The organism is Alteromonas sp. ABH2_165 (assembly GCF_056159945.1).
In genome coordinates this window covers 1-25,314 of record NZ_JBSWWF010000009.1, presented here as the reverse complement: position 1 = coordinate 25,314, position 25,314 = coordinate 1, and the positions used below count along the sequence as shown (strand labels likewise).

Genomic DNA, 25,314 nt, shown 5'->3' with positions numbered 1-25,314 from the left:
TTGACCAATTTACTTCTCAGATTTTCTCCACAATGAGATAAGTGTGTAATTCAGGCAGTTGGTCATATTCAAGGTGCTTTATTTTGCAGCCTAATGCCATCAGGCAGTCTATAAAGCCATTCGTCCCTAACGTTGAGTAGCACACCTGTGGGCCCATTGCATTATTACAATGTTCGCCTTCTTCGTCGGTACCACCAAAAGTGAATATGAGTATGCCACCTGGTTTAAGAAGGGAAACAATTTTTGCAAGCACAGTCCGCTGTTCACGTAGTGGCACATGCCAAATACTGTCCCATGCAGTGATAAAATCAAATCGGGAACTCGAGCTGAACGATAAAATATCGGTGTGATAAAAATCTAAGTGCGGATGACGTAGGCGAGCAAGTGCGATCATTTTCGCTGAGATATCTATCCCTGACACAGCGAAGCCATCTTCTAGCAGCAAATCAATAAAACGCCCGGTACAACCGCAGCCAACATCCAGCGCATTCTGTTTATTTTTGGCAAACGCTATCGCTTTTCTATGCTGAGCTACACCGTTTTTACGATTAAAATCATCCCGCGTCCAAAGGTGGGTGATCTGGTCGTAGGCTAACCCTGTTTGCTCTGGTGTCATCCTTCATTCCTTAGCCGTAAATCAGTGAAATGTTTGCGTTTCTATTTCGATGTTATCAGCCTTCAGTCGATTAACAATAATTCATTGATCTTACACGCAAGCTTATTGGTTTAAATCCCAAATACCTTTGAGGACATCATTAAATGAAGAATTTTGCGATTAACACTGAAGTTGAATGGGAATGGGGTAATGGTTCTGCGTCAGGCAAGATTAGAAAAAAATATAATGAGGATGTGGAAAAAACACTGCAGGGGTCGAAAGTTACCCGCAAAGCGAGCGACGACGACCCGGCTTATCTCATAGAACAGGCTGACGGCAGCGAAGTGCTAAAATCACACAGTGAAATCAAAAAATCTTCCGGCTAAAATGAAGCATTCGGTACGTTTTGGAAGCCGCATCATTTCCATCTCACCACCTCGATGTGGTTTCCAAATGCAGCTACGAAACGCTTACGGCACTTCGATGTTGGGTTTATCACTATTCGCTTATTGCACAGCGCTAACAAAGGAATGTCGGAAGCGCTGTCTGAATAACCGATAACTTGAAAATAGCCTTGTAGATTAAAGTGTCTTTCTACTGAACTCACTTTATTCGCGCCGTAACAGTGAAATTGACTAATGCGACCACGCATAAAGGTCCGTTCTTGCGAACACAAAAAGTGTGAAACCGGCAGGCGTAAAGCTGCGACAATTCTCTTAACCATCCAAGCAGAAGCGCCACTCACAATAACAACCTCATCCCCCTTCTCTATGTGATGCGCTAACGCTTTTTTCGCAGAAACAAATATACGCGTGTTGGGTTCGGCCAGATACGCACTAATAAATTGGCGTCTTAAATCAGCCTGCTTTCGCCGCCCCATTCCTGCGGTTAGCAACCAAAGCAATATTGATAAGCCGAACTTTTTCGTTTTAATAAATGAGATGAATAGGAATATTAGCGGTGAAAATAGCACGACACAGATCATTCGCAGCAGGCTACGCCTCAACATAAAACGAATATACGCGTCGCCGGTGTCTCGATTAATTATCGTTTTGTCGAAATCTACTAGAACCAAATTCCTATCATGCATTGGACTATATTGAGACCTTGTTCATCCAACGGTAGTTTTCACATAGGCCTTTCCGCGATACACACCGGTGTTTGCCATATCAAGCATCGCAAAATCCTCATGGGTATCGCCGTAAGCGGTGATATGTGAGACATCATTAAGATTGATGAGACGCTTCACTGCTTCAACTTTGTTATACAAGCTGCAATCACCGTAACGATATCTTCCGGTAAAGCGCCCTCGTCGTACTACCAAATCACTGCACAAGACTTCTATGCCCATCTGACTACACCAAATATTCAAGTACGGCGATAGCGATGCGGAAACGACAACGACACGATCACCATTTTCTTGATGCCCACGAATAGTATCAAGCATGTCAGCTCGAAGCACCGTGGGCACATAATCTTCCACAAAACGCTCTGCTTTTTCGGTTAATGATTTTTCCGACACACCAAAAAACGCGGCCCTTGCTACCAGTGGACGCATTTTATTGGCCGGTAACAACCCTGATTTATACAAAACGATGGCAGGTGAAATAAGTAGCCCAGCCAAAACTAATCGTATTGGGTGTGTAGCCGTTAAAACAAATTTTGTATAAACCTCTTTGGTGGTGATAGTGCCATCAAAGTCGATTAAAACTAGTTTCATTTAAAGCACTGTTCTTTGTTTTGGGATCATGGCCTTGATGTGAAGCGCCGATAGATCTTCTTCACCACGATCTTTATCACTTGTCGAGACTCAAACGCCCCGCTTGTCTTCGTAATTGCCTGGCCATAGCCTGACTAGTTGGGTATTTCGGTAATATTAACCAGAACGTGAGATAAATCATTACCGGTAAAGCGAAGAAAAATGAAAAGACAACAAACGCAATTCTAAGGCCGTTCTTTCGAAACCCGAAGTATTCAGAGAGGCCTGAACACACGCCTGCGATAACGCTGCGCTCGCCTCGCGTGAGAACTGAAAATTTCCTTGTTTCCATAAAACATCCTTGATGCTCTTAGCATATGAACTCAGTCCCTTTACTTTAGCCTAACAGGCAATCCCTATCAAACAGCGACAACCACCGACTTAGCTTTCCTGACCTCGCCCTTTAACTTGGGGGAATAGGCGATGAACTTCCTTTGTTTTTAAAGACATCAATCAGAACTTTTCGGATGATATACATACAGGCCCCTACACTGGCACCAAAGATACCCACACTTATCGCTATAATTTCTGTGTCCTTACCGACGATAAACATTAAGATTGATAGCGTTAAAATTACCCCAAATAATGGCTTTGCACTGTGCTTTCGCACTAGGTCGGTTATCTCTTTTTCAGTCATCGAAACTCCTTTTCTTTAAATAAACATAATATGATGTACTTTAGGCCAATTAATTTCTTTCCATCGAGGGTCCAAGGCTTGATATCAAGCGTTGCGCACCCAGAGATATTCATTGATAGCAAGAGAACGAAAAATACCCTCGAAACTTTTTTCATTTGTTAGCATCCTATTAGCGAAAACGCCCATATGAAATGGGATCAACATCAACTAAAATTAGAATGAAGCGACTGGGCCCATGCTTGAGCGTCCCTGCTAGCCGCTTAATTTTGCTATTATCTGGTTATTTTCCAAGGAGTACAATTAACTCGTTAGGATTTGCCACAATGAATTGGAATGAACTACCATCAAGTAATGAAACTTCGATTGCATCAGTTGTTATAGGCAGAATACCCGCACCTTTACCAGAGCATTTTTCTACTTTTGAAATTGAACTCCTTTCAATTTTAAGAGGCCTAAGTCCAAAGTCTTTATTATATGGGGAAAAATGAATTTCAGTTTCAGTAATCCAAAATTTTCCATCAGCTTTTGCTACACCATTTTGAACTGTGGCTGTAGTCGATTTTATCGTGGCATCTTGCATTTATATTCCTTATGAATGGTTGCACTTATTAGCTAACACCTTTGCACTATATTTGATACTACACATAAATGCATAGAATGCCGAAAACCAATAATGACGCCAGTGCCAACATCACATAAACCAGTGGTTTATTAACACTTTATTGCCCCAAATGGATAGCTTTAATTTGTCATTTATATCAAAAAGTGGCGTAAGAATACTGGTATCGCAAACATAATTTGTTGGTCCAAAAGACGGATGATCGTAGCTGAGCTTTAAAACCTTCGCTCTACTTGAACGCGTTTCGCTACTCGTATTACGAAAGATTTTGTCTACAATAATCGCGCTTATCTGTTCTTGCTCGACATATAAACCAAATCCTATATAACTGCAAGATTGCTGAATCAACTAACAAGAATATTCCGATAGTTAAGTAATAAATCTTTATAGTTTAATCATCGGTATAACGCCCAATTAAGGGCAGTAACACAACTTAATGCGATTATTATCTGCGAAGACAAACAATCTGCGGCCTACGGATTGGTTACTTCAGCACACTATAAACTAAACGCTTTCCTTCGCTTTGTTAATAGCAGCTTCTACAGCCTCAACGGCTTTCGTATTTTTCCAGCATCTAGAGTGAAGCATTGAAGCCACAAGATTCACAACTTCAGTGGCATTGTGTGCAGAGAGCTTTTCAAAAGAATCCAACCCGATTTCTTCGAACCGCTTGATGACTGTTGGGCCAACGCCCTTGACGTTTAATAATGAATTTTTTTCTGATTCAGAGAAAGCCATTTCAATAATCCTTTAAACAAATAACACCCGCAAAAGGAGCGATCTCACATGGGCTAAAATTAGGAACGAAGTGACGCTGCCCATGTGTTTGCGTCCCTGCGAGCTTGCGAGCGGCTTAATGTGATTGTTATAAGCGTCTTTATACCGCCGCCAGATTGTAGGGAGAGACATGTAAAGAACTTTGATATTGCCGGGTTTGCCATAAATCAAAAGCATTTTGCAAACGTAGCCAATGGTCAGCTGAAGGCTTACTAAAGACCAGTTCCAGTCGAAGTGCCATCTCTGGGGTGATGGCTCCTTTGCCATTAACAACTTTTGACAGTGTTTTGCGGCTAACATTTAAATGCTGAGCGACGTCAGTGATAGTGAGTTCTAGAGCTTCAATAACAAGTTCTTTGAGTATCTCACCGGGATGTGCTGGGTTATGCATATTCATTAATGATAATCCTCGTAATTAACGATTTCGGATCTCGTCCAATAAAGCGATATGTAACTCTCCAGTTACCACTCACTCTGACAGACCAAATATCATTTCTGTTACCTTTGAGTCTATGCATATAAAGACCGGGCAAATCCATGTCATCAGGTGTTTCGGCTTGATCGAGATTGGACAGGATCAGACGAAGCTTATTTTCATGCTTCTTCTGAATTCCTGATGTGGTTCCTTTAGCGTAAAACTTCTGCAGGCCTTTATGCATAAAACTCTTAATCATGCAATCATTGTAACCCTATGGGTTACGAGTTGCTAGTGGAATTTTCGGCGCGTATAGACACAATGACTCCCTGTGAAATGCTAGCCTCCGCATTCCCGTGCGCGCGAAGCGGTAATGAAGGATTTAAAAGAAGCCAAGTACCAGCTTAAAGCCTTACTGCTTCGAAACAATATTCGTTACGAAGGCACGTCAACTGGTCGAAGAAACATTTACGCTGGCTCACCGAACTCATATTACCTCACCCTGCTCAGCAAATCGTTTTGCAGGAACAGCTGCAAACCATCGAAGAACGCATCAGGCGGTTAGAACGGCTGGATAATGAGCTAACTCATCATGTTCACCAGTGGCGGTATTATCCTGTGGTAAAAGCTATTCAAGCTATGCGGGGTGTCAGGTTATTGGTGGCTGTGGGTGTTGTAGCTGAATTAGGCGACTTACACCACTACACCCTGCTTTTATAATGGCGAAAGCGCATCAATATTTGTTCATTTCATAGATTTTTGTCGAAGGTGAGTAAACGCATGGTTTTGGTACAAATACAGCACTAACCATTATGGGACAACGGTTAACGCTGTATTGAAAAAGCCCCAACGGCTGGGGGATTAGGCAGCAGCAATACTAGGCCGTAGAGGCCTTTTTTATAACCTTTTTAGGGCCTATGTTTAAGAATTTGTTCTCGCAGCCACTTGTGTAGTGGGTCGTTATTTAAACTTGGGTGCCACATCATAGACTCATTCAACTGTGGCGTTTTAAACGGAATATCATAAATCTTTATAGGGAGATGTTTTGCGTTAATTTCAGCAAGACGCTTTGGTGCTAGGGCCACCCTTTCGGTATTTATAACTGTAAAAAACATACTAGAGAAATCGTTGACGATGACTTCTACGCGGCGGTTAACTTCATCTGAGTCTACCATCCATTTCTCTATGCTCAATTGACTCGCTTTTTCATAGCCAATGGTTACATGACCAATGTCTGAGAATTGTTCTAGGGTAATTTGGCCATTTAGCTTGCTGTTGTTTTCATCCGCTATACAAACGAACTCATCATCTAAAACTTCTTGGGATGAATAGCCATCGAGCATGAAAGCAGAAGGGGCAATAATAAGGTCAGCGCCTTGTTTTGCGAGGTTGTCTAAATCACCAGCAAAAGTAGACATAAATTCAAATGTTATGTTCGGCGCTATTTTCGTGACGTAGGCCAATAAATCAGCCAGCACCACCTGCATTACATAGTCTGACGCAATAATTTTGAAATTACGATTTGATAATTCTGGTGTGTTTATTTTCTTATCTATAATGCGGTTTCTAATAGTGCTTAGCACTTCGCTGACTGGCTGCTGCATTTCAGCGGCAAGTGGCGTGATGTGCATTTGCTTACCCATTTGTACAAGCAAATCATCATCAAAATAGTCCCTCAAACGAGATAAAATACCACTTGTTGCCGACTGCGAAAGGTGCAGTCGATAAGCGCTTTTCGTAATGTTTTTTTCTTCTAGTAAAATTTCTAACGCCACCAGCAGGTTTAAGTCTAGTTTTTCGTACCGCATTTCTACCCCGAGAACTTATCTACCTATTTTGTACCAACGGTTTTTGAGATATCACGTATCGGCACAAACGATTTTTGCTTAGTAACTTTGAATACTAACATCTTCTGTTAACAATAATTAAAACTTTTAATTACGAAGAGACTTTATTCAATGAAGTTAGCGTCACTCAAAGGCAATGGGCCTGATGGCAAGCTAGTACTTGTTTCTAAGGACCATAGTTTGTGTACAGAGGTTAGTGATATTGCCCCTACTATGCAGTTTGCACTGGATAATTGGGATGCGTGTTATGACAAGCTTAACAAGCGATATCAGTTACTTAATAATGGGAACGCGAATAATGCGTCTCACTTTAAGCCCGAGCAATGTTTAGCGCCCCTACCCCGTGCTTGGAGCTGGCTTGACGGCTCTTGCTACTTAAATCACGGACACTTAATGCAAAGAGCCTTCAACTTAGATCCTATTGAAGGCGCCGACAAATACCCTTTGGTTTACCAAGGCTCTGGCATTTCGTTTAGGGGGCCACGCGAACCGCTTTTTGCCGCAAAAGAAGAACACGGTATCGATTTTGAAGGTGAGTTCGGCGTCATAACCGGCCATGTTCCTATAGGCGCTTCACAAGAAGAGGCCAAGCAGAGCATTCGCTTGGTCGTCATGTTAAATGACGTCAGTTTCCGTGCCCTAGCCCCCCGCGAAATGAAAACGGGATTTGGCTTTTTACAAGCAAAAGGCGACACAGCCTTCGCACCTATTGCCGTTACGCCAGATGAACTTGGTGTGCATTGGCAAGATTCAAAAGTCTGTGCACCTTTAGAAATCCATCGAAACAACGAGTGGTTTGGTGCACCTGATGGCGCAAAAATGTTCTTTGGGTTTGACCAACTGATTGCGCATATAACTGTAGCACGAAGCCTTCCACCTGGCTCAGTCATTGGTTCGGGCACGGTATCTGATAACACACCTAACAAAGGCCAAGCCTGCCTTTCAGAACTCCGCGCGAAAGAGCTTGTTCAATTTGGCGAGCCCAAGACGCCTTTCTTAAAAGTGGGCGAAAAAATAACGATGCGAGCGCCAGATAAAAATGGCTTCAGCTTGTTTGGCGACATTATCCAAAACGTAGAGTTGGAGACTTCGAATGTTTAACCCAAGAGAGTACGAAATTATCGACTTGTCGGTGACCTTAGATAATAACCCACACACCGACCCACCGCCTTTATTGCCCAAAATCGATTACATGGACCACCAGGAAGGCTGGCCCGAAATGGCGTCAATGTTTCCGGGGCTGACCCTCGATCAGTTACCTGGCAACGAATCATGGGCGGCAGAAAGACTTGCAATAACCACCCATAGCGGCACCCATATGGATGCACCCTGGCACTATGCCTCAACTACTGATGGCGGTAAGCCGGCATTCGGTATTGATGAATTGCCTCTAGAGTGGTGTTTTCAACCGGGTGTGAAATTAGATTTTCGCGACTTTGAAGACGGTTACGTTATTACGGCCAGCGATGTTGAAAAAGAACTGCAACGCATTAATCACGATTTACAGCCGCTGGACATTGTTGTGGTTAACACCCGTGCAGGCAAGATATTTGGTGAACCAGGTTACTTAGACGCAGGGGTCGGCATGGGCCGCGAAGCCACAATGTATTTACTTGAAAGAGGCGTAAAAGTGGTGGGCACTGACGCCTGGAGTTGGGACGCTCCCTTCAAATACACACGTGAACGCTTTGCCGAGACCGGCGATGCATCCTTAATTTGGGAAGGCCATAAAGCAGGTCGGGATATTGGTTACGGTCAAATGGAAAAATTGAGCAACTTAGAAGCGTTGCCCGCAACTGGATTTTTGATCTCTTGTTTTCCTTACAAAATTAAACACGCCTCTGCAGGCTTTGTTCGCGCAGTTGCATTTATAAAAAAATAAATTATCAGAGCTAACTTGGCGCATTTGCGCCGCAGAAAAATCAGGAAACTACAATGTTTAAATATTTCCCGACAAACTATGTTTGGAACCTGTCAGTCGACCTGGCCATAGAAATGGGTGCACGTATTGGCGAAATTGAAGAAATGTGTGCGCCATTAAAAGAAGCGGCAAAACAACCCGACAAAGAAGGTGTGCAGGCATTTCGTGATACCTGGGCAAAAATGGCAAATAAACTCGTCGAGCTTGCCGAAGAAGATGAAAGCCAAGGCCGATTGTTTTCAGCGGCTGAAAAATACAACCGTGCTTCCTCGTACTTAATTACGTGCGAACGCCTACAAGCCCACAAAGCGCCAGGACGCCTAGAGTTGTATAAGCATCAGCTCGAGCTTTTTCAAAAATCTATTACCTTGGGCAAAGAAAACTGTGAGCGTGTGGAAATTCCTTATGAAGGCAAACACATATCAGCACTGTATGTCAGAGCTGAAAATGTAGAAGGCCCCGCCCCCGTGTTAATCCAGGTTAACGGCTTAGACTCAACCAAAGAAATGAAATATCGCGTTGGCTTACCGGGTTGGCTTGCCAAGCGTGGGGTTTCTTCGTTGATTTTAGATCAGCCTGGAACAGGTGAAGCGTTAAGACTACAGGGCCTTAATGCCCGTTACGACAGCGAGCACTGGACGTCTCCAGCTGTTGATTGGCTAGAGCAGCGCGAAGAGATAGACAGCAGCCGCATTGGCATGGAAGGCGTATCGCTTGGCGGTTATTTCTGCCCTCGCGCCGTCGCTAACGAGCCACGTTTAGCCTTGGGTGTTTGCTGGGGTGCAAACCATGATTGGCGAGATGTTCAGAAGCGTCGCTTAGAAAAGGAAGGTGATTTTCCAGTGCCGCATTACTGGGCGCACGTGAAATGGGTATGGGGTGCAGAAACCATGGAAGAATTCATGGAAATCGCCGAGAACGTTCACTTAGACGGGCAAGTTGAAAAGATCAAAGTGCCATTTTTGGTCACCCATGGTTCGAAGGACTCACAAATCCCTCTTAAATGGGCAGAAAGAACCTATGAGCAGCTTGTAAACAGCCCGAAACGAGAACTTAAGATTTTTACCGAGCGAGAAGGTGGTGTTCAACACTCGAGTTTCGATAACAGTGCTAACGCGGGTCAATACATCGCGGACTGGGTTGCTGAAACCTTTAACGCGCGTACTGCCTAGAAGGAAAAAACGATGAATATTATTGGCTTAGACAAGCTAGTCTTTGGTGTAGATGACACAAACGCAACAACACAATTCGTTTTGGATTATGGGCTTAAACAAGTAGATGAGCACAATTTTGTTGCTCAAGACGGTACCGGCCTAGAAATTTGGTTGAAAGACGACCCCTCATTACCTGCACCGTTAGAAACCGGCGCTAGCATTAGAAAAACGGTTTACGGTGTTCCGGATCAAGCGAGTTTAGATGCCATTAACGCTGAATTGTCTAAAGACAGAGAAGTAAAAGTACTTTCTGACGGAAGTATTGAAGCTGTCGACGATTTAGGCTTTGTATTAGGTTTTCAAATTACCCTTCGCAACACAACAGACTTACAGTCAGAAAAAATAAATGCGCCGGGCGATATTAACCGTGGCGTGAATGTGAACGGAGTAGACGAATCAACGCCACCGAAGATCCACTCATTATCTCACGTTGTATATTTTGTGCCTGACTCAGCCGCTATGGAACAGTTTTACGAACAGCGCCTGGGCTTTAAAACCACTGACAGGTTTAACGGTGTTGGGGCGTTTATGCGCCCAGCAGGTACAACGGACCATCACACGTTGTTCTTTATAAAGACCCCACCTCACATGAAGGGTATTGAGCACTTTACGTTCCACCTTGGCGGCCCGACAGATGTTGTCAGGGCGGGCACGAACATGGTGAACAAAGGTTATCAGAGCTTTTGGGGGCCCGGTCGCCACATTTATGGGTCGAATTGGTTTTGGTATTTCAAAAGTCCGTTTGGTTGCAATATGGAATTTGATGCCGATATGGATCAGCATGACGACACGTGGCAGGAGCGCGCAGCGAACATGGGGCCAGACTACTCTCAAATCTTTTTGTTAGAACATAGAGAGAAGTGGGCACCTTCAGGTGGACCGCCTGCTAAATAGACTGCCGTTATGGACGAACACTTAGTGTGCAGTACCCAAGAGATCCCGGAGGGGAAGGCAAAAGGGTTCAAGATAGGCGAAAATGGTAAAGATACGTTCTTCGTTACTCGAAAAAACAACCAGTTTTTCGCTTATTTAGATGTTTGCCCTCACTACAACAATACTACACTTCCATGGAAGCGACATGAGTACACTGATGTAAAAGGCGAGCATATTGTTTGTGCTGCACATGGCGCGCTATTCGACATAGCGACGGGTGTTTGTATTCAAGGACCTTGTAAACATCAGCGAATTCAAAAAATACCAATACGAATTGAATCGAACCAACAAATTTGGATTTCAAAAAAAACAATAAAGGCCTTTAAATTATGAAATCAAGTGTGAGCAATGTTTTAATAATTGGGGGCGGTTTTTCAGGTATGACCGCCGCTATCGAATTGAGAAAGCGTAATATAGAAACAGACTTAGTGGAGATAGATGAAAACTGGCGTACAGACGGCGCGGGTATCAGCATTGGCGGTGCAACTTTACGAGCATTCAAAACGATTGGGATATTGGATGAGTTTTTAGAGCAAGGCCATGCACACGACGGATTAGATTTATTTGCGCCGCACGGCTTGCATTTAGCGCATGTTCCTACGCCCTCTGTTGCCAACGCTGACGGTATACCAGGCGCAGGCGCAATTATGCGACCTACCCTTGCAAAGATCCTTGCCGAAAAAACCCTGGCGTCTGGTGCGAATGTGCGCTTAGGCTGTACCTATAAAGAAATGGTTAATACCGACGAGGGAGTAGAAGTCAGTTTTACCGACGGTACGACCAAAACCTACGACCTAGTTATCGGTGCAGACGGCGTGCACTCGCAAGTACGTAAAGATGTATTTCCTGAAGTTGAAGCACCAAAATATATCGGCCAAGGTGTGTGGCGCGCTGTGCTGCCAAAACTTCCTGAAGTAAAAAATACGATGATGTGGGTAGGTCCGCACTTGAAAGTTGGTGTTAACCCTATGTCTAAAGATGAAATGTACCTGTTTTTGACAGAAGACAAAAAGGAAAGACCTAAATACGACCCCGCCACTTACGTTGAAAAACTGAAAGAATTAATGGGTACCTTCCCTGCCCCCATGGTTAATCAGTTTAAAGATATGCTGAATGAAAATTCACTTATCGATTTTCGAGCTTTGGGAAATCTTTTAGTACCTGCCCCCTGGCATAGAAAAAGAGTGGTGCTGATTGGAGATACTGTGGCCGCAACCACTCCGCATTTAGCTTCAGGGGCGTGCATAGGCATTGAAAGTGCCATCGTTTTAGCTGAAGAGTTAGCAAAGGATGTTACAGTTGAACAGGCACTCAATTCGTTCTTAGAAAGACGCTGGGAGCGCTGTAGAATGGTTGTCGAAAATTCTGCTCGCTTATGTCATATAGAAATAGAAGGTGGCGATAAAGAAGAGCACACACAAATTATGCGCGAATCTATTATTGCTTTAGCACAGCCTATCTAAACTTTTAAAGTGCTTATAAAATAAAAGCTAGCAGTTTACTGCTAGCTTTTTTGCTTTACATATAAAAAACTAAAACCTATTAAAGTTAAAGATCCAATACCAGCTTTGTGCCTTTTGCTCGAGAACAACACGGTGTCATCAAGGCGCCATCCGCTCTTTCTTCTTCGTTTAAAAACACATCACGATGCTCGACGTCACCTTCCAGAACTTTAGTTACGCATGTACCGCAGACCCCTTCTTCACACGCAACAGGAAGAAAAATGCCGCTGTCTTCTAATGTGGTAAGAATGGTTTCATCTGCTGGAACGTGAATTATTTGACCGGTACTTTTTATCTCGACATCAAAAGCTTTATCTTCGTCACTTTCAAGACTACTTTTATCGATTGAAAAGTACTCTCGGTTTATTAGCGTGTTATTCCAACCAAGCGCAAGTGCACTTTCTATAACATCATCAATAAATCGCTGAGGGCCGCACACATAAATAGGCATATGGGTAGATTTACTTTTCAAATAGTCCTTTACGCTAAGTCGAGACGACTGAGTATCGTTAGAAAAGTAGAACTTCGTATTTGGCAACTGCCTTATTCTGTTGCCGTAGGGCATTGCAGAGGAATTAGTTGCACACACACTAAATTCAAAGGGCAGCCCTTTTTCCTCGCATAACTCTGCCATAGGTAAAATAGGCGTAATGCCAATTCCTGCGGCAAGAAATAGCACAGTAGTATCCTTAGCGGTGTGGGTAAACGGGAAGTGATTTCTGGGTTCACTAATTTGTAGCTCATGACCTGCTTCCAACTCATCGTGAATAAACGACGAGCCACCACGGCTATTGCTTTCACGCAGAATTGCAATTTCGTAAACGCTATTGTTAGTAGCGCCACACAAGGAGTATTGTCTGAGTAATCCGTTGGCTAAATGCAGTTCTATGTGTGCACCGGGTTCCCATGACGCCAGACTTGTACCATCAACGGCACTTAGCTTAAGCCTTGTAATGTTATCGGTGAGCTTTTCTTTAAGTGTTATCTTAACGTTTTGCATAAACTTTATCTCCCTTAACTTAACGGCTTTCAGCTTTGATAGCGCGGGTTATCATTCTTCTGGCCATAACGCCGCCAGAATCGATATCCAGCATGAGAAGCTGCCTATCGGGATATAAGTTTAAGTTCTTCTGTTGCTCTTCTAAGATTTCCTGATCTTCAGCAAATACCGCTCCCTGCTGCTGCTTAATTTGCTCAGTTAGTGTTGTATCATCAACTTTGAAATCTCGCGCCATTCCCCAAAAATAATGTATGGATTGGTCAGATTCTGGCGTTATAAAGTCGACAACGATACTGCCAGCCCTTTTATCTGGTGCCGCATTAATACCGCCTTCTCCCGCCACAGCTACGCCCACTTCAATCATAATGTGGCTGGGTAAGTCGAAGCGACAAACTTGCCATCGGTCTACGCTTCCTTCTTTAGGTAAATCATTAGCTTCCAAAGCCGCTTGCCAAAATGGAGGGGCTACAATATTTTCCATAAAGCGTGAGGTCACAACCTGTGCACCCTCAACTTTTGTATTTACTGGTGCTTCTTCTATTTCTGATTGCCCGATACTTGTTGAGTGCACGTAGGTTTCGTGGGTGAGATCCATCAGGTTATCTACCATTAACCGATAATCGCAATTAATGTGATACAGCCCACCACCATAAGCCCAGTCAGGGCTATCAGCCCAAAATAGATTAGGTAACGCATCTTCATCTGCAAGGTCTTGTTCGCCCGGCCACAGCCAGATAAAGCCGTACTTTTCGACGACTTTGAACGCTTTGATGCATGGAAATTTATCTACCCGCTGCTTGGGCATAGCGTCGGTTTTACCTTCTCTCCCCATCACGAGGCCATGATAGCCACACACCAACTTTCCATTTTCAACATAGCCTAGCGAAAGAGGTGCGCCGCGGTGAGGACAAAAATCTTCTACCGCAGCAACGGTTTTACTGCTATCGCGGAAAAAAACCAGTGGCACATCGCAAATTGTACGTGCTAATGGTTTGTCAGAATTTACTTCATGTGAATAACACGCTACATACCAGGTATTTAGCGGATAAATTTTTTCTTTCATATTGTTGTCCCCATCCAAAATTGGATCCAATATATGCCATAATACGTTAAAATCAAGTTATTTAAACGTAAATTGGATCCAATAATTAAATAACGTGTCCTTTAAGGTCCTAAGCACCCTTGATAATCGCCAACTAGCAGGAAACAGGGCTTGAGTTGCACTGATTAAAAACGGTAAATTGGATCCAATTTCGATGTATGTAAGTGAATTATGAGCGAGACAAAAACGAACCCAGCCGTAGTCAGTATTCTTCGAGAGAAAATATTGATGGGTGAATTCCCTGCTGGGAAGCGTCTGGCAGAAACGCAAGCTGCAGAAGCCTTAGGAGTATCAAGAACCCCGGTTCGTATTGCGCTGCGCTCTTTAGCGCAGGAAGGACTTCTTGAAAAGCTTCCTGCTAGAGGCTATCGAGTAAAAGAAGTCACCGTCACAGAAATTACGAATTCGGTAGAAGTGCGCGGTGTACTTGAAGGGCTAGCAGCCAGACAAGCGGTTGAGATAGGATGCAGCGAGCACACAATTGAACAGCTAAAAACGTGCTTGGCACAGGGAGATGCACTATTTGTTGATGGCAGCATTGACGAGGCTGGCATAGAAGCATATCAACAGATGAACGAAACGTTTCACGATATTATTATCAACGCAAGCGGAAACACGTCGATTAAAAGTGCGTTGCAGCTAAATGAACATTTTCCTTTCGCCTCGGTAAGTGCCATTGCATACGACCCGAACCAATTAAACAGAGAGTTTCATCGCCTCAAATACGCTCATACTCAGCATCATGCTATTGCAGATGCCATGATCAAAGGCCAAGGTGCGCGTGTGGAGGCTTTATTAAAAGAGCACTCTCTTGCCACTATCAATCATATCGACTTATTTAATTCCAATACGTATAAGCTATACAAGCCTAGAAAAATGTAGGCCCTAGGTGCATGAGGGCTCGCTGAGAATCTTAATTATCGGCTATTTTGCAACAAGCGGCTGCGCATGCTTTGTTTTTACAAGCGCTAGTAGCGCGGCCAAAAACGCTAACGCCGCAAATAGTTAGGTATTGAAAGACTACAAAAATAGCTACAGCTGGACTAGAAGGCTGTAGCAGATTTTTTTAAAGAGAGATCCCTTTGAAGGCGCTGGCGCTGCCTTGCAGAGCCAGCTTAGTGGTTGCTAGTACATTAATGTGATAACTTCACTTTCTGCCCAGCCATAGCGTACCGCTTTGATGAAAAGCTTATTGTGCGCACTATCTGGTACAAAGCTTTTATCATAAACTTGCCATACTTTGTTGTCATAGCTATAGCCTATGGATGCACCTTCTGTTCTAGGGGCTATGAAAACTTTACCTGTGATCTCATCAATCTCGGCAACGGCAGGAAGGGTTGTTTGCTGCGCGTCATGACGATTTCCGCTATCTTGAATTAATACGTTCTCTTCAATTAAGTTGTAGTCACTACCAAGATTACGCCAGTTATCCAATTGCTCTCTGAAACGCGACAGAACATGCGCGTAATCAGGATTGCTCGCTAAGTTAACAAGCTGCTCAGCATCTTTTGATAAGTCATAAAGCTCCTCTGCCACCTTGCTGTCGAACCATTTTTTCTGCTGAGCTGTAAGCGTGTTGCTCGCTTTAGCATTGTTCAACGCTTTAACTGATGAGAGTACGTTTCTGAATTTAATTTCAGAGCCATTTGGTTGGGTAGCGTAGTTGCGTACGTACTGATATTTTTCGTCTAACACGTAGTAAGAGCGAAGATCGACAGCGTCCATTCTGGCACGATCAGCAAAAATATAGTGCCGTTTGACCGGTGCGTCATCAGACAAATCAACCCCCTGCATATAGGGTAACCTTTCGATGCCTGCAAAACCCAACAGGGTTGGCGCTATGTCTTCAAAAGACACTAACCTGTCTATCGTTTGACCACTTCCTGGCATCCAATCAGGTTTATATTTTTCAGGAATGTGCATAATCATTGGCACTTTGATACCTGAAACTAACCCTTCGCGCTTACTGCGAGGGAACGCATCACCATGGTCGGTGGTAAAAATAAAGATGGTGTTGTCCCACAGTTTATCTTTCTTCAAATTCTCGATGACAGCCCCAACTTGTTGGTCCATCACCTCGATATTCTCATAAAACCTCGCGATTTCCTGCCGCGTTTCTTTTGTATCGACTAAATAAGGAGGCACCGTAATTTTATATAAGTCGGGTGTACTGAATTGGTAGTTTGCGCGGATCCCTTCACTGATTTGGTTCATTTGCTCTAAATGAGGTGGCGTATTTTCTGGTATAAACAGCGCTGACTCGTGTGTAATAAAAGGGTTTAAGTTTAGGAAAAACGGTTTACCCTGCAGGTCATTTGTTCTCCATGCCGAAGGCACTAGAGAGTCTTCAGGGTTGCGAACATTTCCGTTAGCACTCCAAATAGTAAAAGGCCCCACGCCAACGGCACCTTTGGCAAATTGGTAGTCGGTCTTGATATCGTTGTAAGTAAAGTACCCATTTTTACGAAGAATTTCAGGATAGGCTTTGACCTGTGCAGGCGGAACACCAAAATACTCTCTGTCTGCAGTACGCATATGCTGAAGACCTACTCTGTGTGGCGGAGCACCAGTGATAAGCCCCGCTCTAGATGGTGCGCAAACACCAGCCATGGTATACACATTGTTGAACATTACGCCTTCGTTAGCCAAGCTGTCTAAGTTTGGCGTACGCGCAACGTCGTCACCATAGGCACCAATACGCGCGCTTAAATCTTCTGCCACAACAAGAACGATATTCGGCTTTTCGCTGTCTCGTTGCTCATCAAATTCAGCGCTCATTACCTGTGACGTATTCGCCGCTAATAATGCTATCGCTATAATTTTTCTTAACATCGCAATCTCCTTTAAAGCGGCTGGTAAATGGAGCTTTTCAACTCAAGGGGCTGGGTTGAAAAAATGTTTTTAGATGAAGAAGCAAGATGCACGTCATACAACCCGGCCTCGGCGTACCAAGCGTTTTTTTCTGTATTGAACGACATGAGATCTTCTGCGGTTAAGGTAAACACTACATCTTCTGACGCCTTGGGCGCTAACAGCGTTGTTTTAGCGAAATGCTTCAACTGCTTTTTAATTAAGGATTGTGGGCCTTGTGGTGCACCAATATAAAGCTGAACGACGTCTTTGGCTGGCACCTCCCCGGTATTAGTAACCGTTACCTTAACTTTCACCTCATCTGAAAAAGACGTACTGCTTAAAGACACGTTTTGATAGCTAAAGTTAGCGTATGACAGGCCAAAGCCAAAAGGAAAAGCTACCGCTTCGTTCGCCGCATCAAAGTACCTGTAGCCTACTCGTGTCCCCTCTTGATAAACAACTTTAGAAGGTTGAGAGCCGGTTATGCCATTTGGTTCTGCTTCTTTATCGGTGATAAAACCAGGAAAGCCTTTATCTGATGGATAATCTTCAAGCTTAAGTGGCCATGTTGATGCAAGCTTGCCTGACGGGCTTACTTCACCAGTAAGTATATCAGCCACTGCATTACCCGCTTCTTGTCCAGGTAGATGAGTAAGCAATATGGCGTCAGCTTTTTCTTTCCAGCTCTGCGTCTCGATTACACCGCCAACATTTAAAAGAACGATAAAAGGTTTGTTTTTGGTCGAGAAAGCGCGTGATAGCTCAGTCAGAAGAGCCTGTTCATGTTCTGTAAGATAAAAGTCTTCACGCTCTCTATCTACGAACTCTCCTGAATTGCGACCTAAAGTAAAGATGGCAACATCGTGGGTTTGTGCAAGCGCTTCAGCCAGTGTTGTTGATATGTCTAATTCACCTAATGCAGGGCTTGGCATCATGTCCGCTAAAGGGTGGTGGGATACAGGCAAATTGGCAGTTTCACTTGCGATGTGTTTATCGTAACGTAATGATAATTCCTCGCTCAAACGTATTCCTGCGTTCTTAAGCCCTTGCGCTATTGAAATACTGTAAGCTTCGTGAACATCGCCACTGCCAGTGCCGCCAATCGCTGTTTGATACGAACTATTACCAAGCAACGCAACTGAAGCACCAGCCTGTAAAGGTAGTGTCTGGTGTTCATTTTTAAGCAGTACCATCCCATCTGTAGCGATTTCGCGAGCGAGTTTGGCATGTTCTTGAAGGGGTGGTTTGTTGGTGACCGTGCTTTTCTTAAACGAGTGGGTTTTGACAATTAGATTCAAAATATTGATAACGTTACGATCTAAAACAGACTCTTCTAGTGCACCGTTCTCAACGGCACCTTTGATGATAGCATTTTGATGATCCATACCAGGCATCAGTAAATCGTTGCCCGCCGACATTTGCTTTACGGGATTATCGCCACCAAACCAATCCGTCATCACAACGCCGTCGAACCCCCACTGGTGACGAAGGGTGTCCGTTAAAATAGCACTGCTTTCGGATGTATATTCGCCATTAACTTTATTGTACGAAGACATTAACGCCCATGGTGCGCTCTCTTTTATGGCAATTTCAAACCCTTTTAAATAGATTTCCCTAAACGTTTTTTCATCTACTTCTACATCAATTTGATCACGATTCCATTCGTGGTTGTTAGCAACAAAGTGCTTTAGCGTTGCACCTACCCCCTGGTATTGCAGGCCTTGAACATACGCAGCAGACATCATTCCACTTACAACGGGATCTTCAGAAAAATACTCAAAGTTCCGCCCTCCCATTGCATGCCGATGTATATTCAATGCAGGCGCTAGCATCACATCAATGCCGTACGCTTTGGCCTCATTACCTACCGCTTGCCCAAATTTTTGAACAAGAGAAAGGTTCCAGCTTGAACCGATTAAGGTGGCGATAGGAAAAGCAGTGGCGTTAAAGGTTGCTTCATGGTCATCTCTAGTGGGCGAAATACGCACACCTGCAGGGCCGTCAGCAAAAACGATGGAAGGAATACCTAGTCGCTCTATCGCATAAGTTGTTCCTGCGGCCCCAGGCACTTTATCTTTAGTTACACCGACTTGCGGGCCACCTGTTTCCATGGCCATACCCGTTCCTCGAACAAGCATTACTTTTTCATCTAGTGTCATTGCTCTAACAATGTCTTCAACTGGCGCGTGGCCAAGTTTAAGCTCGTCTGACGTATTAGCTGAAGAAAAAGTGGGTACGGAAAGAAAAACCATCAAAACAGAGCATCTTTTTATAAACTTCATATGAATTTTTTCCATGCAGTATGCGCGCTTTTGCCCTGTTTGCCAGGCCATGTAAATCGCAACATCGTCGAAAAATTTTAAAACAAAATTAACAAATTATGTTAAATGAATCACAAAGTGAGAAATAGTTGATAATTTGGATATGTAACTATCGTTAAAAACGATAGTTACAGGATATCGAATTTTTTGGGTCTTTAATGAGTGAAAAGTGCGCTAGGCGCAGGCCTAGCGCTTTAGTTGATTAGAAATCTTGAGATACTCTTACACCAATGGTACGCATTGAGTTAAGTCCCCATGTCTGTACAGTTGAGGCTAACCCTTCATTGTTTTCACCTGCATCAAAACCGATAGAAACAGGATACTTTTCATCAGTACAGTTGTTGCAGAAAACAGAGACGTTTAAGCCATCGTAGGTAGAGATACCGGCACTCAAATTTAAGGTTGTTATTGCATCAAGTTCTCTCTGAGGCGAACCAATTCCATAAGACGTTTCCGAGCGATAGTATACGTTTGCATTCACAAAACCGTACATGTTTTCGGTCAACTCTTGTTCATAGTTTGCTTGCAGCGTTGAAGTAATATCAGGTGCCATTGGAAGCGTGTAACCCGAGGCATCAAAGAACGCATCGTCAGGACCACAAACTTCAGAATCCGGCGTACACGATGCACCTTCAAAGTTATCAAACGTTGCGTCTAGTAATGACGTGTCCCATTGGAGCGTGAGGTTTTCAGTTGCCATGGCCTTTAATGAAATCTCAGCACCTCGGGACGTTACGCTTGCCGCATTTTGAATAATGAACGCTTGAGCGTCTAGATTAAACGACTGCGCTTGGTAGTTATCAAAATCAGTGTTAAACACAGACACGTTCAAGATAACCTTGTTATCTAGCAGTCTGCTCTTTACACCGGCCTCGAACGTGGTCGATATTTCATCTTCAACTGCAAATGGAATATCAGGGTTACCTTGGTTATCTGTATTAAATCCAGGTGCTTTATAGCCTTGCCCAATCGATGCGTACAGCATGACCTTATTGGTGTACTCATAGTTAGCGCCCAGCTTCCAACTGACGTTGGTATTATCGACTGATTCTTGGAATCGACCACGCGGGCCACCTATCCCTACAAAGTAATTACGTTGCATTTGTAAAACGTCTGTTGAAATGTCGTCTTGCGTAACGCGAGCACCTGCGACAGCCGTTAATTTATCGGTCAAGTAAAAGTCGAACTGACCAAAAACAGCATAGCTTTCCTGTTTTAGCTCAGTATCGCTGTCGTTCCCTAAGAAAACGTCATTGCTATACGGACATTCTGGCGGCGGTCCAGAAATCTCTGCGCCAACGCAAAATGGGAACTCAACTGCAACAAATGGAGGAGGGCCTTCAACGTCTAAGCTGTTGGTCATATCAGAGGTAGAATTAAAGTAGAAAAGTCCGACCTGCCCTGAATAATCGTCATTTTTTGGGAATACGAGTCGCACTTCGTTTGAATATTGCTCGTAGTCGTTGGTATTTGGGTTATCAACAATGTCTCTTCTAGATGCAAAGTCATTGTGCAAATTAGTATCGCTTTCGAAGTAACGCCACGCAGCAATATTAATGAGCTCTATACCGCTATCAAACTCATACGCCAACTCAACTTGTGCTCCACCTGTCTCTACGTCGTTAAACATTGCACCATCTGAATTGTTGGTCATATTTTCAGGGCCTGGAACAATATTGTCTGGCTCAAAAAAATCCAATAACTCACTGTTTGGATCTACGGTTCGATAGGTTCGGCTGTAGCGCTCAGCCGTGCCTTCGTTTTCGTTGTAATCGGCAATCGCGTATAAAGAAAAGGGGCCATCTTCATAAAGGTACTTAACTTTAATCCCCGATTTATCCTGACCTAAGTCTGTTCTTACATCGTCATTAGGAAACACGTTTTCGATAAGTGGATCTTGAGACGATTTGAGCAGATTTACACGAAGCGCTGAATTATCTGAAACAGGAACATTTACCGTCCCTCTGATAATGTGCCCTTTGGCATCTGTGGGCGTGGTATCTCTGTAGTTATATTCTAATGAGACATTACCTGAGAATTCATCAAACTCAGGCCTTCTTGTTGTAATGTTTACCAAACCTGCTGATGCGTTTTTACCAAATAACAAGCCTTGAGGACCGTTAAGTACTTCGACGGAGGCAATGTCATTGAATGGTTGGCCAGCAAGCGCATTTCGCCCTAAGCTTACGCCGTCAATTGCCAACGCCACACTCGGGTCAATGGTTTCTGCAAACACTTGAGTGCCAATACCGCGAATGGCAAAGGTGTTGTCTTGCCCTAGTTGTAATGTAGGCGCCAGCGTTGAAAGTTGAGTGATTTCATTGATGCTTTGTTTTTGTAAATCGTCAGAAGATAATGTTTGTACACTTACCGGTACTTTCTGAATATCTTGCGAAGTACGCTGTGCTTTAACCATAATAACTTCAAAACCTTCAGAGTCTTTGGCTTCGGTTTCAGCGTTCTGCGCAACGGCTGATTGAGCAAAAACAGCTGCTATAAGGGTTACCAGCGCTGACTGTTTAAATTTTGATGTGCTTTTCATGTGTCCCTCTTCTCAGTAGTCATTCGAGAGTGTTATTTGTGCCGCGTTATTAAAGTGCGACATGTGCTAGCTAGTTTCACAAAGCGGTCTTTGAATCTAGCCACTCAACGGTTTACAAGAATTTAACCAAATAGAAACGTTTGAACACTCCGATTTCGTGATACCCACCTATCGCAAACTATGATACATAGCAAAACGTTTAACACCTGAGCTCTAAACGCAGCTAAAACCGTGGACTTCGTTCCTCTATTGAGCCGAGTAAACATCGAAAAAAATAACGGCAACAACGTCTATCGAGTATGGAGATATTTAGTATCTGTAATTTCGATTTTTAACTGACCGCGGCTTTTTCTAGGATCGGTGGTTACTGAAATGTTAAAAGTAATTTGTTTCATGACCAGCGACGAAATACACGCCGTAGGTTACATTCACTGCAGGTAGCTCAGCGCTTGATTGGGGCACGCATTACTTTTCCATATCCTACTTCACCTCGACATGATCACATTACATCTCGCTTGAACCATCAGACGACTGAGAAGTTTCGCAATAGTGTGAGTCGCTAGGGCAGCGCACTTTTTTTGGAGAGCATAAATTGAAGCGCACATTAAAGGTTTTAATCACGGTTTGCAGTGTATTTACTCTTTTTGTCCAGGCCTCGGCAACTGAAAGCGAGCATGGCCAGAAGGGAAACATTGTATTTGTATTAGTTGATGATCTTCGATATGACGGAATGGGCTTCATTCAGCCTACGCACCAAACCCCCAATATTGATGAATTGGCTTCAACCGGCGTGCACTTCACAAATGCATTGGTGACTTCGTCTTTGTGTCCCAGCGAGCCTGCGAGCGACTACAGCAGTTTGTTAGGCATTTTTACCACTGTTCCATTTTTTAAAGTACAGATACCCAATCAACATTTCTGTAAGTACAGCAATTAGTATTCCGATGCCTGCAAAGCCCCGAAAGTACTCGAAAAGGCCGAGGAAAGCCATTGCAAACATGGATATAAATATACTTAGGCATATTGCTTGTCGCGCTTCAGAATACTTGGCATTACGACTAAACCAAGTTAATACGGAAATGCCGAGAAACAAAACAGATAGCCGTTTCCCAATGAAATATGCACTACCGGATCCATCAACGCCAAAAATGTAAAATAACAAGTCAGGGGCGACTAGAAAGTTGGCAAACAATATGAGAGCGATAACTGATGTGATGGAATTAAGTGTTTTAAAGCTCATTGTGCTCAATCTCAAATGCCTAACGCCCTGCTTAGGGGCGCAAACACGGCGGGTATAATCGGAACGAAGTGACACAGCCGCAGTGTTTGTGTCCCAGCGAGCCCGCGAGCGGCTACAGCAGATTGTTAGATACCGCAGAGACTAACGTTCGCAGCTTTGCTGCCACCACTGGTATAAAAATTCTGATAACTCGAAGCAATAAACTGACTTTAAAACAACCTGATACGAAAAGCCAGATGTGAAAAAGTTGCCTGAGAGGTGGCGGTGCTGATACACCTGAAAACCGATGGCTGTTACTTCTTCAACTGCTGTCTAACAGTGCAACGCTTCTAAAGCCTGATACCAAAAGAGCGCTGATGTTCGTGCCGATACAACATGGCTATGCTGAGAAACGCCAAATGCCTGGGTGCTGGCTTTGCGATTTTGGAAACACCCTTCATTGACTTGTCGGTTGAACAACCACCCTCGCCTGTCACTGAATTAGCCCCAGAAGAAACAACCTTGCGCGGCTAGGCACTCAGAAAACGCCTTACTCACCTGAAAATGACGAGCGCCAGCGAGTTATTTTTCCGGTGCAGTAATTTGTTATGTTTCGATGCCCCAGATCTCAAATTTATTCCCATTTACGATAATTGCTTGTGTGTTGCTAATTGGGCAAAGAGCCATCTTCCCTTCATAACTAGAAATGATGCTCTCTACTGACTCTTTGAATGGAAAGTTTGTATGATGAGGAACCGGATAAATATCAATCATACCTAATGATGAAAACGTACCTATGTTCGGCGCGGCAGTGAAATCATCCATGTCTTTTACATACTCAATATTGCATGAAAGCACAATGGAACCGGCAGACTCTCCAATATACATTTTTCCTGAATTTATGTGTTCTGATATTAATTTGTCCGCACTTGTTCTTTTCAGCTCTTGAAGTAAAAAGAAAGTGTTGCCGCCAGTAATATAGATGTAATCATTTTTTTGAATCGTGCATTCTATTTTTTCTTTTGTTGCCGTTGAAATTTCAAGCTCATCAACAATTAGCCCACATTTTTCAAGGGCCTCTTTTCCAGCGTCTACATAAAATTTCACTTCTTCGACAAGGCTCGCGGTAGGTATAAATGTAACTGTTTTGCCTGCACATTTTTCCTCGGTGAATTTCACGAATAAATCGGCCACATCCACGAAAGATGAAGCTAAAAACATCTTTTTCATTAAACCTCCTTCCTGCCCACGTACTTCTCTAGAAACTTAACACCCACATAAGGGGCAGTAACACGTGGGCTAAAATCCGAGCGAAGCGACAGAGACCACAGTGTTACTGTCCCAGCGTGCCTGCGAGCGACTTAATGTAATTGTTAGTTGCCGTAAACTCAAATTCCGTGCTAACGTTTGTGTGCACACCTAGACGGAGTTGAAAATGGATACCCGCATACAATTCAGAGTAGACGAAGAAACGAAACGCCTTGCTCAATTAATGGCTGAAAGCCAAGGGCGTACTTTAAGTGATGCCTGTAGAGAGCTTACTGAAGAACTAGCTGAGCAGCAACGCAAAGTTATGACGCATGACCAATGGCTTACCGAACAGGTTAACGCCGCGTTTAGCAAATTGGATAGTGGGAAAAGTGAGTTTGTTACTCATGAAGAAGCTTCCTTGGACATGGAAGCGCGAAAGATGAAAATTAGGAATAGAGCCAAAAAATGATCGTTTGGGAAAAAGACTCATTGGACGATCGAGAAGTGATTTTCGAATTTTTATACGAATTTAACCCACTTGCTGCTGAAAAAACTGACACTATTATTGAGACTAAAGTTGAAAACTTGATACAGCAACCGTTGATGGGCGTTGAAAGAGAAGGAATACCTGGACGGCTTTTAATTATCCCAGAGGTGTCAATGATTGTTTCGTACTTCATAAGAGAAGACGTAATTCATATTCTAAGGGTTTTACACCAGAAGCAAAAATTTCCTGTAGGCAACTGAACGCCCTGCTTAGGGGCGCAAACACGGCGGCTATAATCGGAACGAAGTGACACAGCCGCT

The 25,314-nt window shown here is 43.6% G+C and carries 28 protein-coding genes and 1 pseudogene; 12 read left to right on the top strand and 17 right to left on the bottom strand.

What is annotated here, in order from left to right:
• Positions 1–16: 16 nt before the first annotated feature.
• Positions 17–616: a class I SAM-dependent methyltransferase gene (locus ACXAFQ_RS16900; RefSeq protein WP_474824600.1), complete on the bottom strand. Its 600-nt coding sequence runs from the start codon at positions 614–616 to the stop codon at positions 17–19.
• 143 nt (positions 617–759) lie between these two features.
• Here ACXAFQ_RS16900 and ACXAFQ_RS16895 point away from each other — a divergent pair, with 143 nt between their 5' ends.
• A complete protein-coding gene (locus ACXAFQ_RS16895; RefSeq protein WP_474824599.1) occupies positions 760–981 on the top strand; it encodes a hypervirulence associated TUDOR domain-containing protein in 222 nt (73 codons plus the stop codon).
• Between the two features lie 32 nt (positions 982–1,013).
• Here the strand turns inward: ACXAFQ_RS16895 and ACXAFQ_RS16890 are convergent, their stop codons facing one another.
• The 8 genes from ACXAFQ_RS16890 to ACXAFQ_RS16855 form a co-directional block, all read right to left on the bottom strand.
• Positions 1,014–1,685, bottom strand: a complete 672-nt coding sequence (locus ACXAFQ_RS16890) for an HAD family hydrolase (RefSeq protein WP_474824598.1) — start codon at positions 1,683–1,685, stop codon at positions 1,014–1,016.
• Positions 1,686–1,706: 21 nt separating this feature from the next.
• Positions 1,707–2,315 carry an HAD-IB family phosphatase gene (locus ACXAFQ_RS16885; RefSeq protein ID WP_474824597.1) on the bottom strand — a complete coding sequence of 203 codons (609 nt, stop codon included), beginning with the start codon at positions 2,313–2,315 and terminating at the stop codon, positions 1,707–1,709.
• A 76-nt stretch (positions 2,316–2,391) separates the two neighbouring features.
• Positions 2,392–2,646, bottom strand: coding sequence for a PspC domain-containing protein (locus tag ACXAFQ_RS16880; protein WP_474824596.1), 255 nt, complete (start codon positions 2,644–2,646; stop codon positions 2,392–2,394).
• Between the two features lie 111 nt (positions 2,647–2,757).
• On the bottom strand, positions 2,758–2,991 hold the full coding sequence (locus ACXAFQ_RS16875; protein WP_474824595.1) for a hypothetical protein: 234 nt from the start codon (positions 2,989–2,991) through the stop codon (positions 2,758–2,760).
• Between the two features lie 280 nt (positions 2,992–3,271).
• Positions 3,272–3,571, bottom strand: a complete 300-nt coding sequence (locus tag ACXAFQ_RS16870) for a hypothetical protein (RefSeq protein ID WP_474824594.1) — start codon at positions 3,569–3,571, stop codon at positions 3,272–3,274.
• A 543-nt stretch (positions 3,572–4,114) separates the two neighbouring features.
• Entirely contained in the window at positions 4,115–4,348 is a 234-nt protein-coding gene (locus tag ACXAFQ_RS16865; RefSeq protein WP_474824593.1) for a helix-hairpin-helix domain-containing protein, read from the bottom strand.
• 139 nt (positions 4,349–4,487) lie between these two features.
• Positions 4,488–4,784 (bottom strand): HigA family addiction module antitoxin, encoded by a 297-nt coding sequence (locus tag ACXAFQ_RS16860; RefSeq protein WP_474824592.1) that lies wholly within the window; start codon positions 4,782–4,784, stop codon positions 4,488–4,490.
• The gene (locus ACXAFQ_RS16855) at positions 4,771–5,046 is read right to left on the bottom strand and encodes a type II toxin-antitoxin system RelE/ParE family toxin (RefSeq protein ID WP_474824591.1); all 276 of its coding nucleotides are present in this window, start codon (positions 5,044–5,046) and stop codon (positions 4,771–4,773) included. The genes ACXAFQ_RS16860 and ACXAFQ_RS16855 overlap by 14 nt, the downstream gene beginning before the upstream one ends.
• 108 nt (positions 5,047–5,154) lie before the next feature.
• Between ACXAFQ_RS16855 and ACXAFQ_RS16850 the strand changes: the two are divergent.
• Positions 5,155–5,507 (top strand): annotated as a pseudogene (locus ACXAFQ_RS16850) (IS110 family transposase); the annotation flags it as partial.
• Positions 5,508–5,710: 203 nt separating this feature from the next.
• Here ACXAFQ_RS16850 and ACXAFQ_RS16845 read toward each other — a convergent pair.
• Entirely contained in the window at positions 5,711–6,610 is a 900-nt protein-coding gene (locus ACXAFQ_RS16845; protein ID WP_474824590.1) for a LysR family transcriptional regulator, read from the bottom strand.
• 150 nt (positions 6,611–6,760) lie between these two features.
• Here ACXAFQ_RS16845 and ACXAFQ_RS16840 point away from each other — a divergent pair, with 150 nt between their 5' ends.
• From ACXAFQ_RS16840 to ACXAFQ_RS16815, 6 genes are read left to right on the top strand one after another with little or no spacing between them, the layout of a single operon-like run.
• Positions 6,761–7,750 (top strand): fumarylacetoacetate hydrolase family protein, encoded by a 990-nt coding sequence (locus ACXAFQ_RS16840; protein WP_474824589.1) that lies wholly within the window; start codon positions 6,761–6,763, stop codon positions 7,748–7,750.
• Entirely contained in the window at positions 7,743–8,531 is a 789-nt protein-coding gene (locus ACXAFQ_RS16835; protein WP_474803103.1) for a cyclase family protein, read from the top strand. The genes ACXAFQ_RS16840 and ACXAFQ_RS16835 overlap by 8 nt, the downstream gene beginning before the upstream one ends.
• 53 nt (positions 8,532–8,584) lie before the next feature.
• Positions 8,585–9,742, top strand: a complete 1,158-nt coding sequence (locus tag ACXAFQ_RS16830) for an alpha/beta hydrolase family protein (RefSeq protein ID WP_474824588.1) — start codon at positions 8,585–8,587, stop codon at positions 9,740–9,742.
• 12 nt (positions 9,743–9,754) lie between these two features.
• Positions 9,755–10,678 carry a VOC family protein gene (locus ACXAFQ_RS16825; RefSeq protein WP_474824587.1) on the top strand — a complete coding sequence of 308 codons (924 nt, stop codon included), beginning with the start codon at positions 9,755–9,757 and terminating at the stop codon, positions 10,676–10,678.
• Between the two features lie 9 nt (positions 10,679–10,687).
• Complete coding sequence (locus ACXAFQ_RS16820; RefSeq protein ID WP_474824586.1) at positions 10,688–11,050, top strand: Rieske (2Fe-2S) protein; 363 nt, start codon at positions 10,688–10,690, stop codon at positions 11,048–11,050.
• Positions 11,047–12,180 carry an FAD-dependent oxidoreductase gene (locus tag ACXAFQ_RS16815; RefSeq protein ID WP_474824585.1) on the top strand — a complete coding sequence of 378 codons (1,134 nt, stop codon included), beginning with the start codon at positions 11,047–11,049 and terminating at the stop codon, positions 12,178–12,180. The genes ACXAFQ_RS16820 and ACXAFQ_RS16815 overlap by 4 nt, the downstream gene beginning before the upstream one ends.
• A gap of 85 nt (positions 12,181–12,265) precedes the next feature.
• On the opposite strand, the gene ACXAFQ_RS16810 is transcribed toward ACXAFQ_RS16815, so the two are convergent.
• Positions 12,266–13,219 carry a PDR/VanB family oxidoreductase gene (locus ACXAFQ_RS16810; protein ID WP_474824584.1) on the bottom strand — a complete coding sequence of 318 codons (954 nt, stop codon included), beginning with the start codon at positions 13,217–13,219 and terminating at the stop codon, positions 12,266–12,268.
• A 19-nt stretch (positions 13,220–13,238) separates the two neighbouring features.
• Complete coding sequence (locus tag ACXAFQ_RS16805) at positions 13,239–14,282, bottom strand: Rieske 2Fe-2S domain-containing protein (RefSeq protein ID WP_474824583.1); 1,044 nt, start codon at positions 14,280–14,282, stop codon at positions 13,239–13,241.
• Between the two features lie 210 nt (positions 14,283–14,492).
• Between ACXAFQ_RS16805 and ACXAFQ_RS16800 the strand changes: the two genes are divergently transcribed.
• A complete protein-coding gene (locus tag ACXAFQ_RS16800; RefSeq protein WP_474824582.1) occupies positions 14,493–15,203 on the top strand; it encodes a GntR family transcriptional regulator in 711 nt (236 codons plus the stop codon).
• A gap of 243 nt (positions 15,204–15,446) precedes the next feature.
• On the opposite strand, the gene ACXAFQ_RS16795 is transcribed toward ACXAFQ_RS16800, so the two are convergent.
• The 3 genes from ACXAFQ_RS16795 to ACXAFQ_RS16785 all read right to left on the bottom strand — a co-directional run bounded on the left by ACXAFQ_RS16795 (position 15,447) and on the right by ACXAFQ_RS16785 (position 22,037).
• Positions 15,447–17,153, bottom strand: coding sequence for a sulfatase family protein (locus ACXAFQ_RS16795; RefSeq protein ID WP_474824581.1), 1,707 nt, complete (start codon positions 17,151–17,153; stop codon positions 15,447–15,449).
• Positions 17,154–17,164: 11 nt separating this feature from the next.
• Complete coding sequence (locus tag ACXAFQ_RS16790; RefSeq protein WP_474824580.1) at positions 17,165–19,471, bottom strand: beta-glucosidase; 2,307 nt, start codon at positions 19,469–19,471, stop codon at positions 17,165–17,167.
• A 226-nt stretch (positions 19,472–19,697) separates the two neighbouring features.
• Complete coding sequence (locus ACXAFQ_RS16785; protein WP_474824579.1) at positions 19,698–22,037, bottom strand: TonB-dependent receptor; 2,340 nt, start codon at positions 22,035–22,037, stop codon at positions 19,698–19,700.
• Positions 22,038–22,629: 592 nt separating this feature from the next.
• Between ACXAFQ_RS16785 and ACXAFQ_RS16780 the strand changes: the two genes are divergently transcribed.
• Positions 22,630–22,974 carry a sulfatase-like hydrolase/transferase gene (locus ACXAFQ_RS16780; protein WP_474824578.1) on the top strand — a complete coding sequence of 115 codons (345 nt, stop codon included), beginning with the start codon at positions 22,630–22,632 and terminating at the stop codon, positions 22,972–22,974.
• Here the strand turns inward: ACXAFQ_RS16780 and ACXAFQ_RS16775 are convergent.
• Positions 22,900–23,277, bottom strand: a complete 378-nt coding sequence (locus tag ACXAFQ_RS16775) for a hypothetical protein (RefSeq protein ID WP_474824806.1) — start codon at positions 23,275–23,277, stop codon at positions 22,900–22,902. The genes ACXAFQ_RS16780 and ACXAFQ_RS16775 overlap by 75 nt on opposite strands.
• 585 nt (positions 23,278–23,862) lie before the next feature.
• Positions 23,863–24,486, bottom strand: coding sequence for a Type 1 glutamine amidotransferase-like domain-containing protein (locus ACXAFQ_RS16770; protein WP_474824577.1), 624 nt, complete (start codon positions 24,484–24,486; stop codon positions 23,863–23,865).
• 205 nt (positions 24,487–24,691) lie between these two features.
• On the opposite strand from ACXAFQ_RS16770, the gene ACXAFQ_RS16765 reads away from it, so the two are divergent.
• Positions 24,692–24,976 (top strand): type II toxin-antitoxin system TacA family antitoxin, encoded by a 285-nt coding sequence (locus tag ACXAFQ_RS16765; protein ID WP_474824576.1) that lies wholly within the window; start codon positions 24,692–24,694, stop codon positions 24,974–24,976.
• Positions 24,973–25,254 (top strand): type II toxin-antitoxin system RelE/ParE family toxin, encoded by a 282-nt coding sequence (locus ACXAFQ_RS16760; protein WP_303575698.1) that lies wholly within the window; start codon positions 24,973–24,975, stop codon positions 25,252–25,254. Before ACXAFQ_RS16765 ends, ACXAFQ_RS16760 begins: the two co-directional genes overlap by 4 nt.
• The last annotated feature ends 60 nt before the right edge of the window (positions 25,255–25,314 follow it).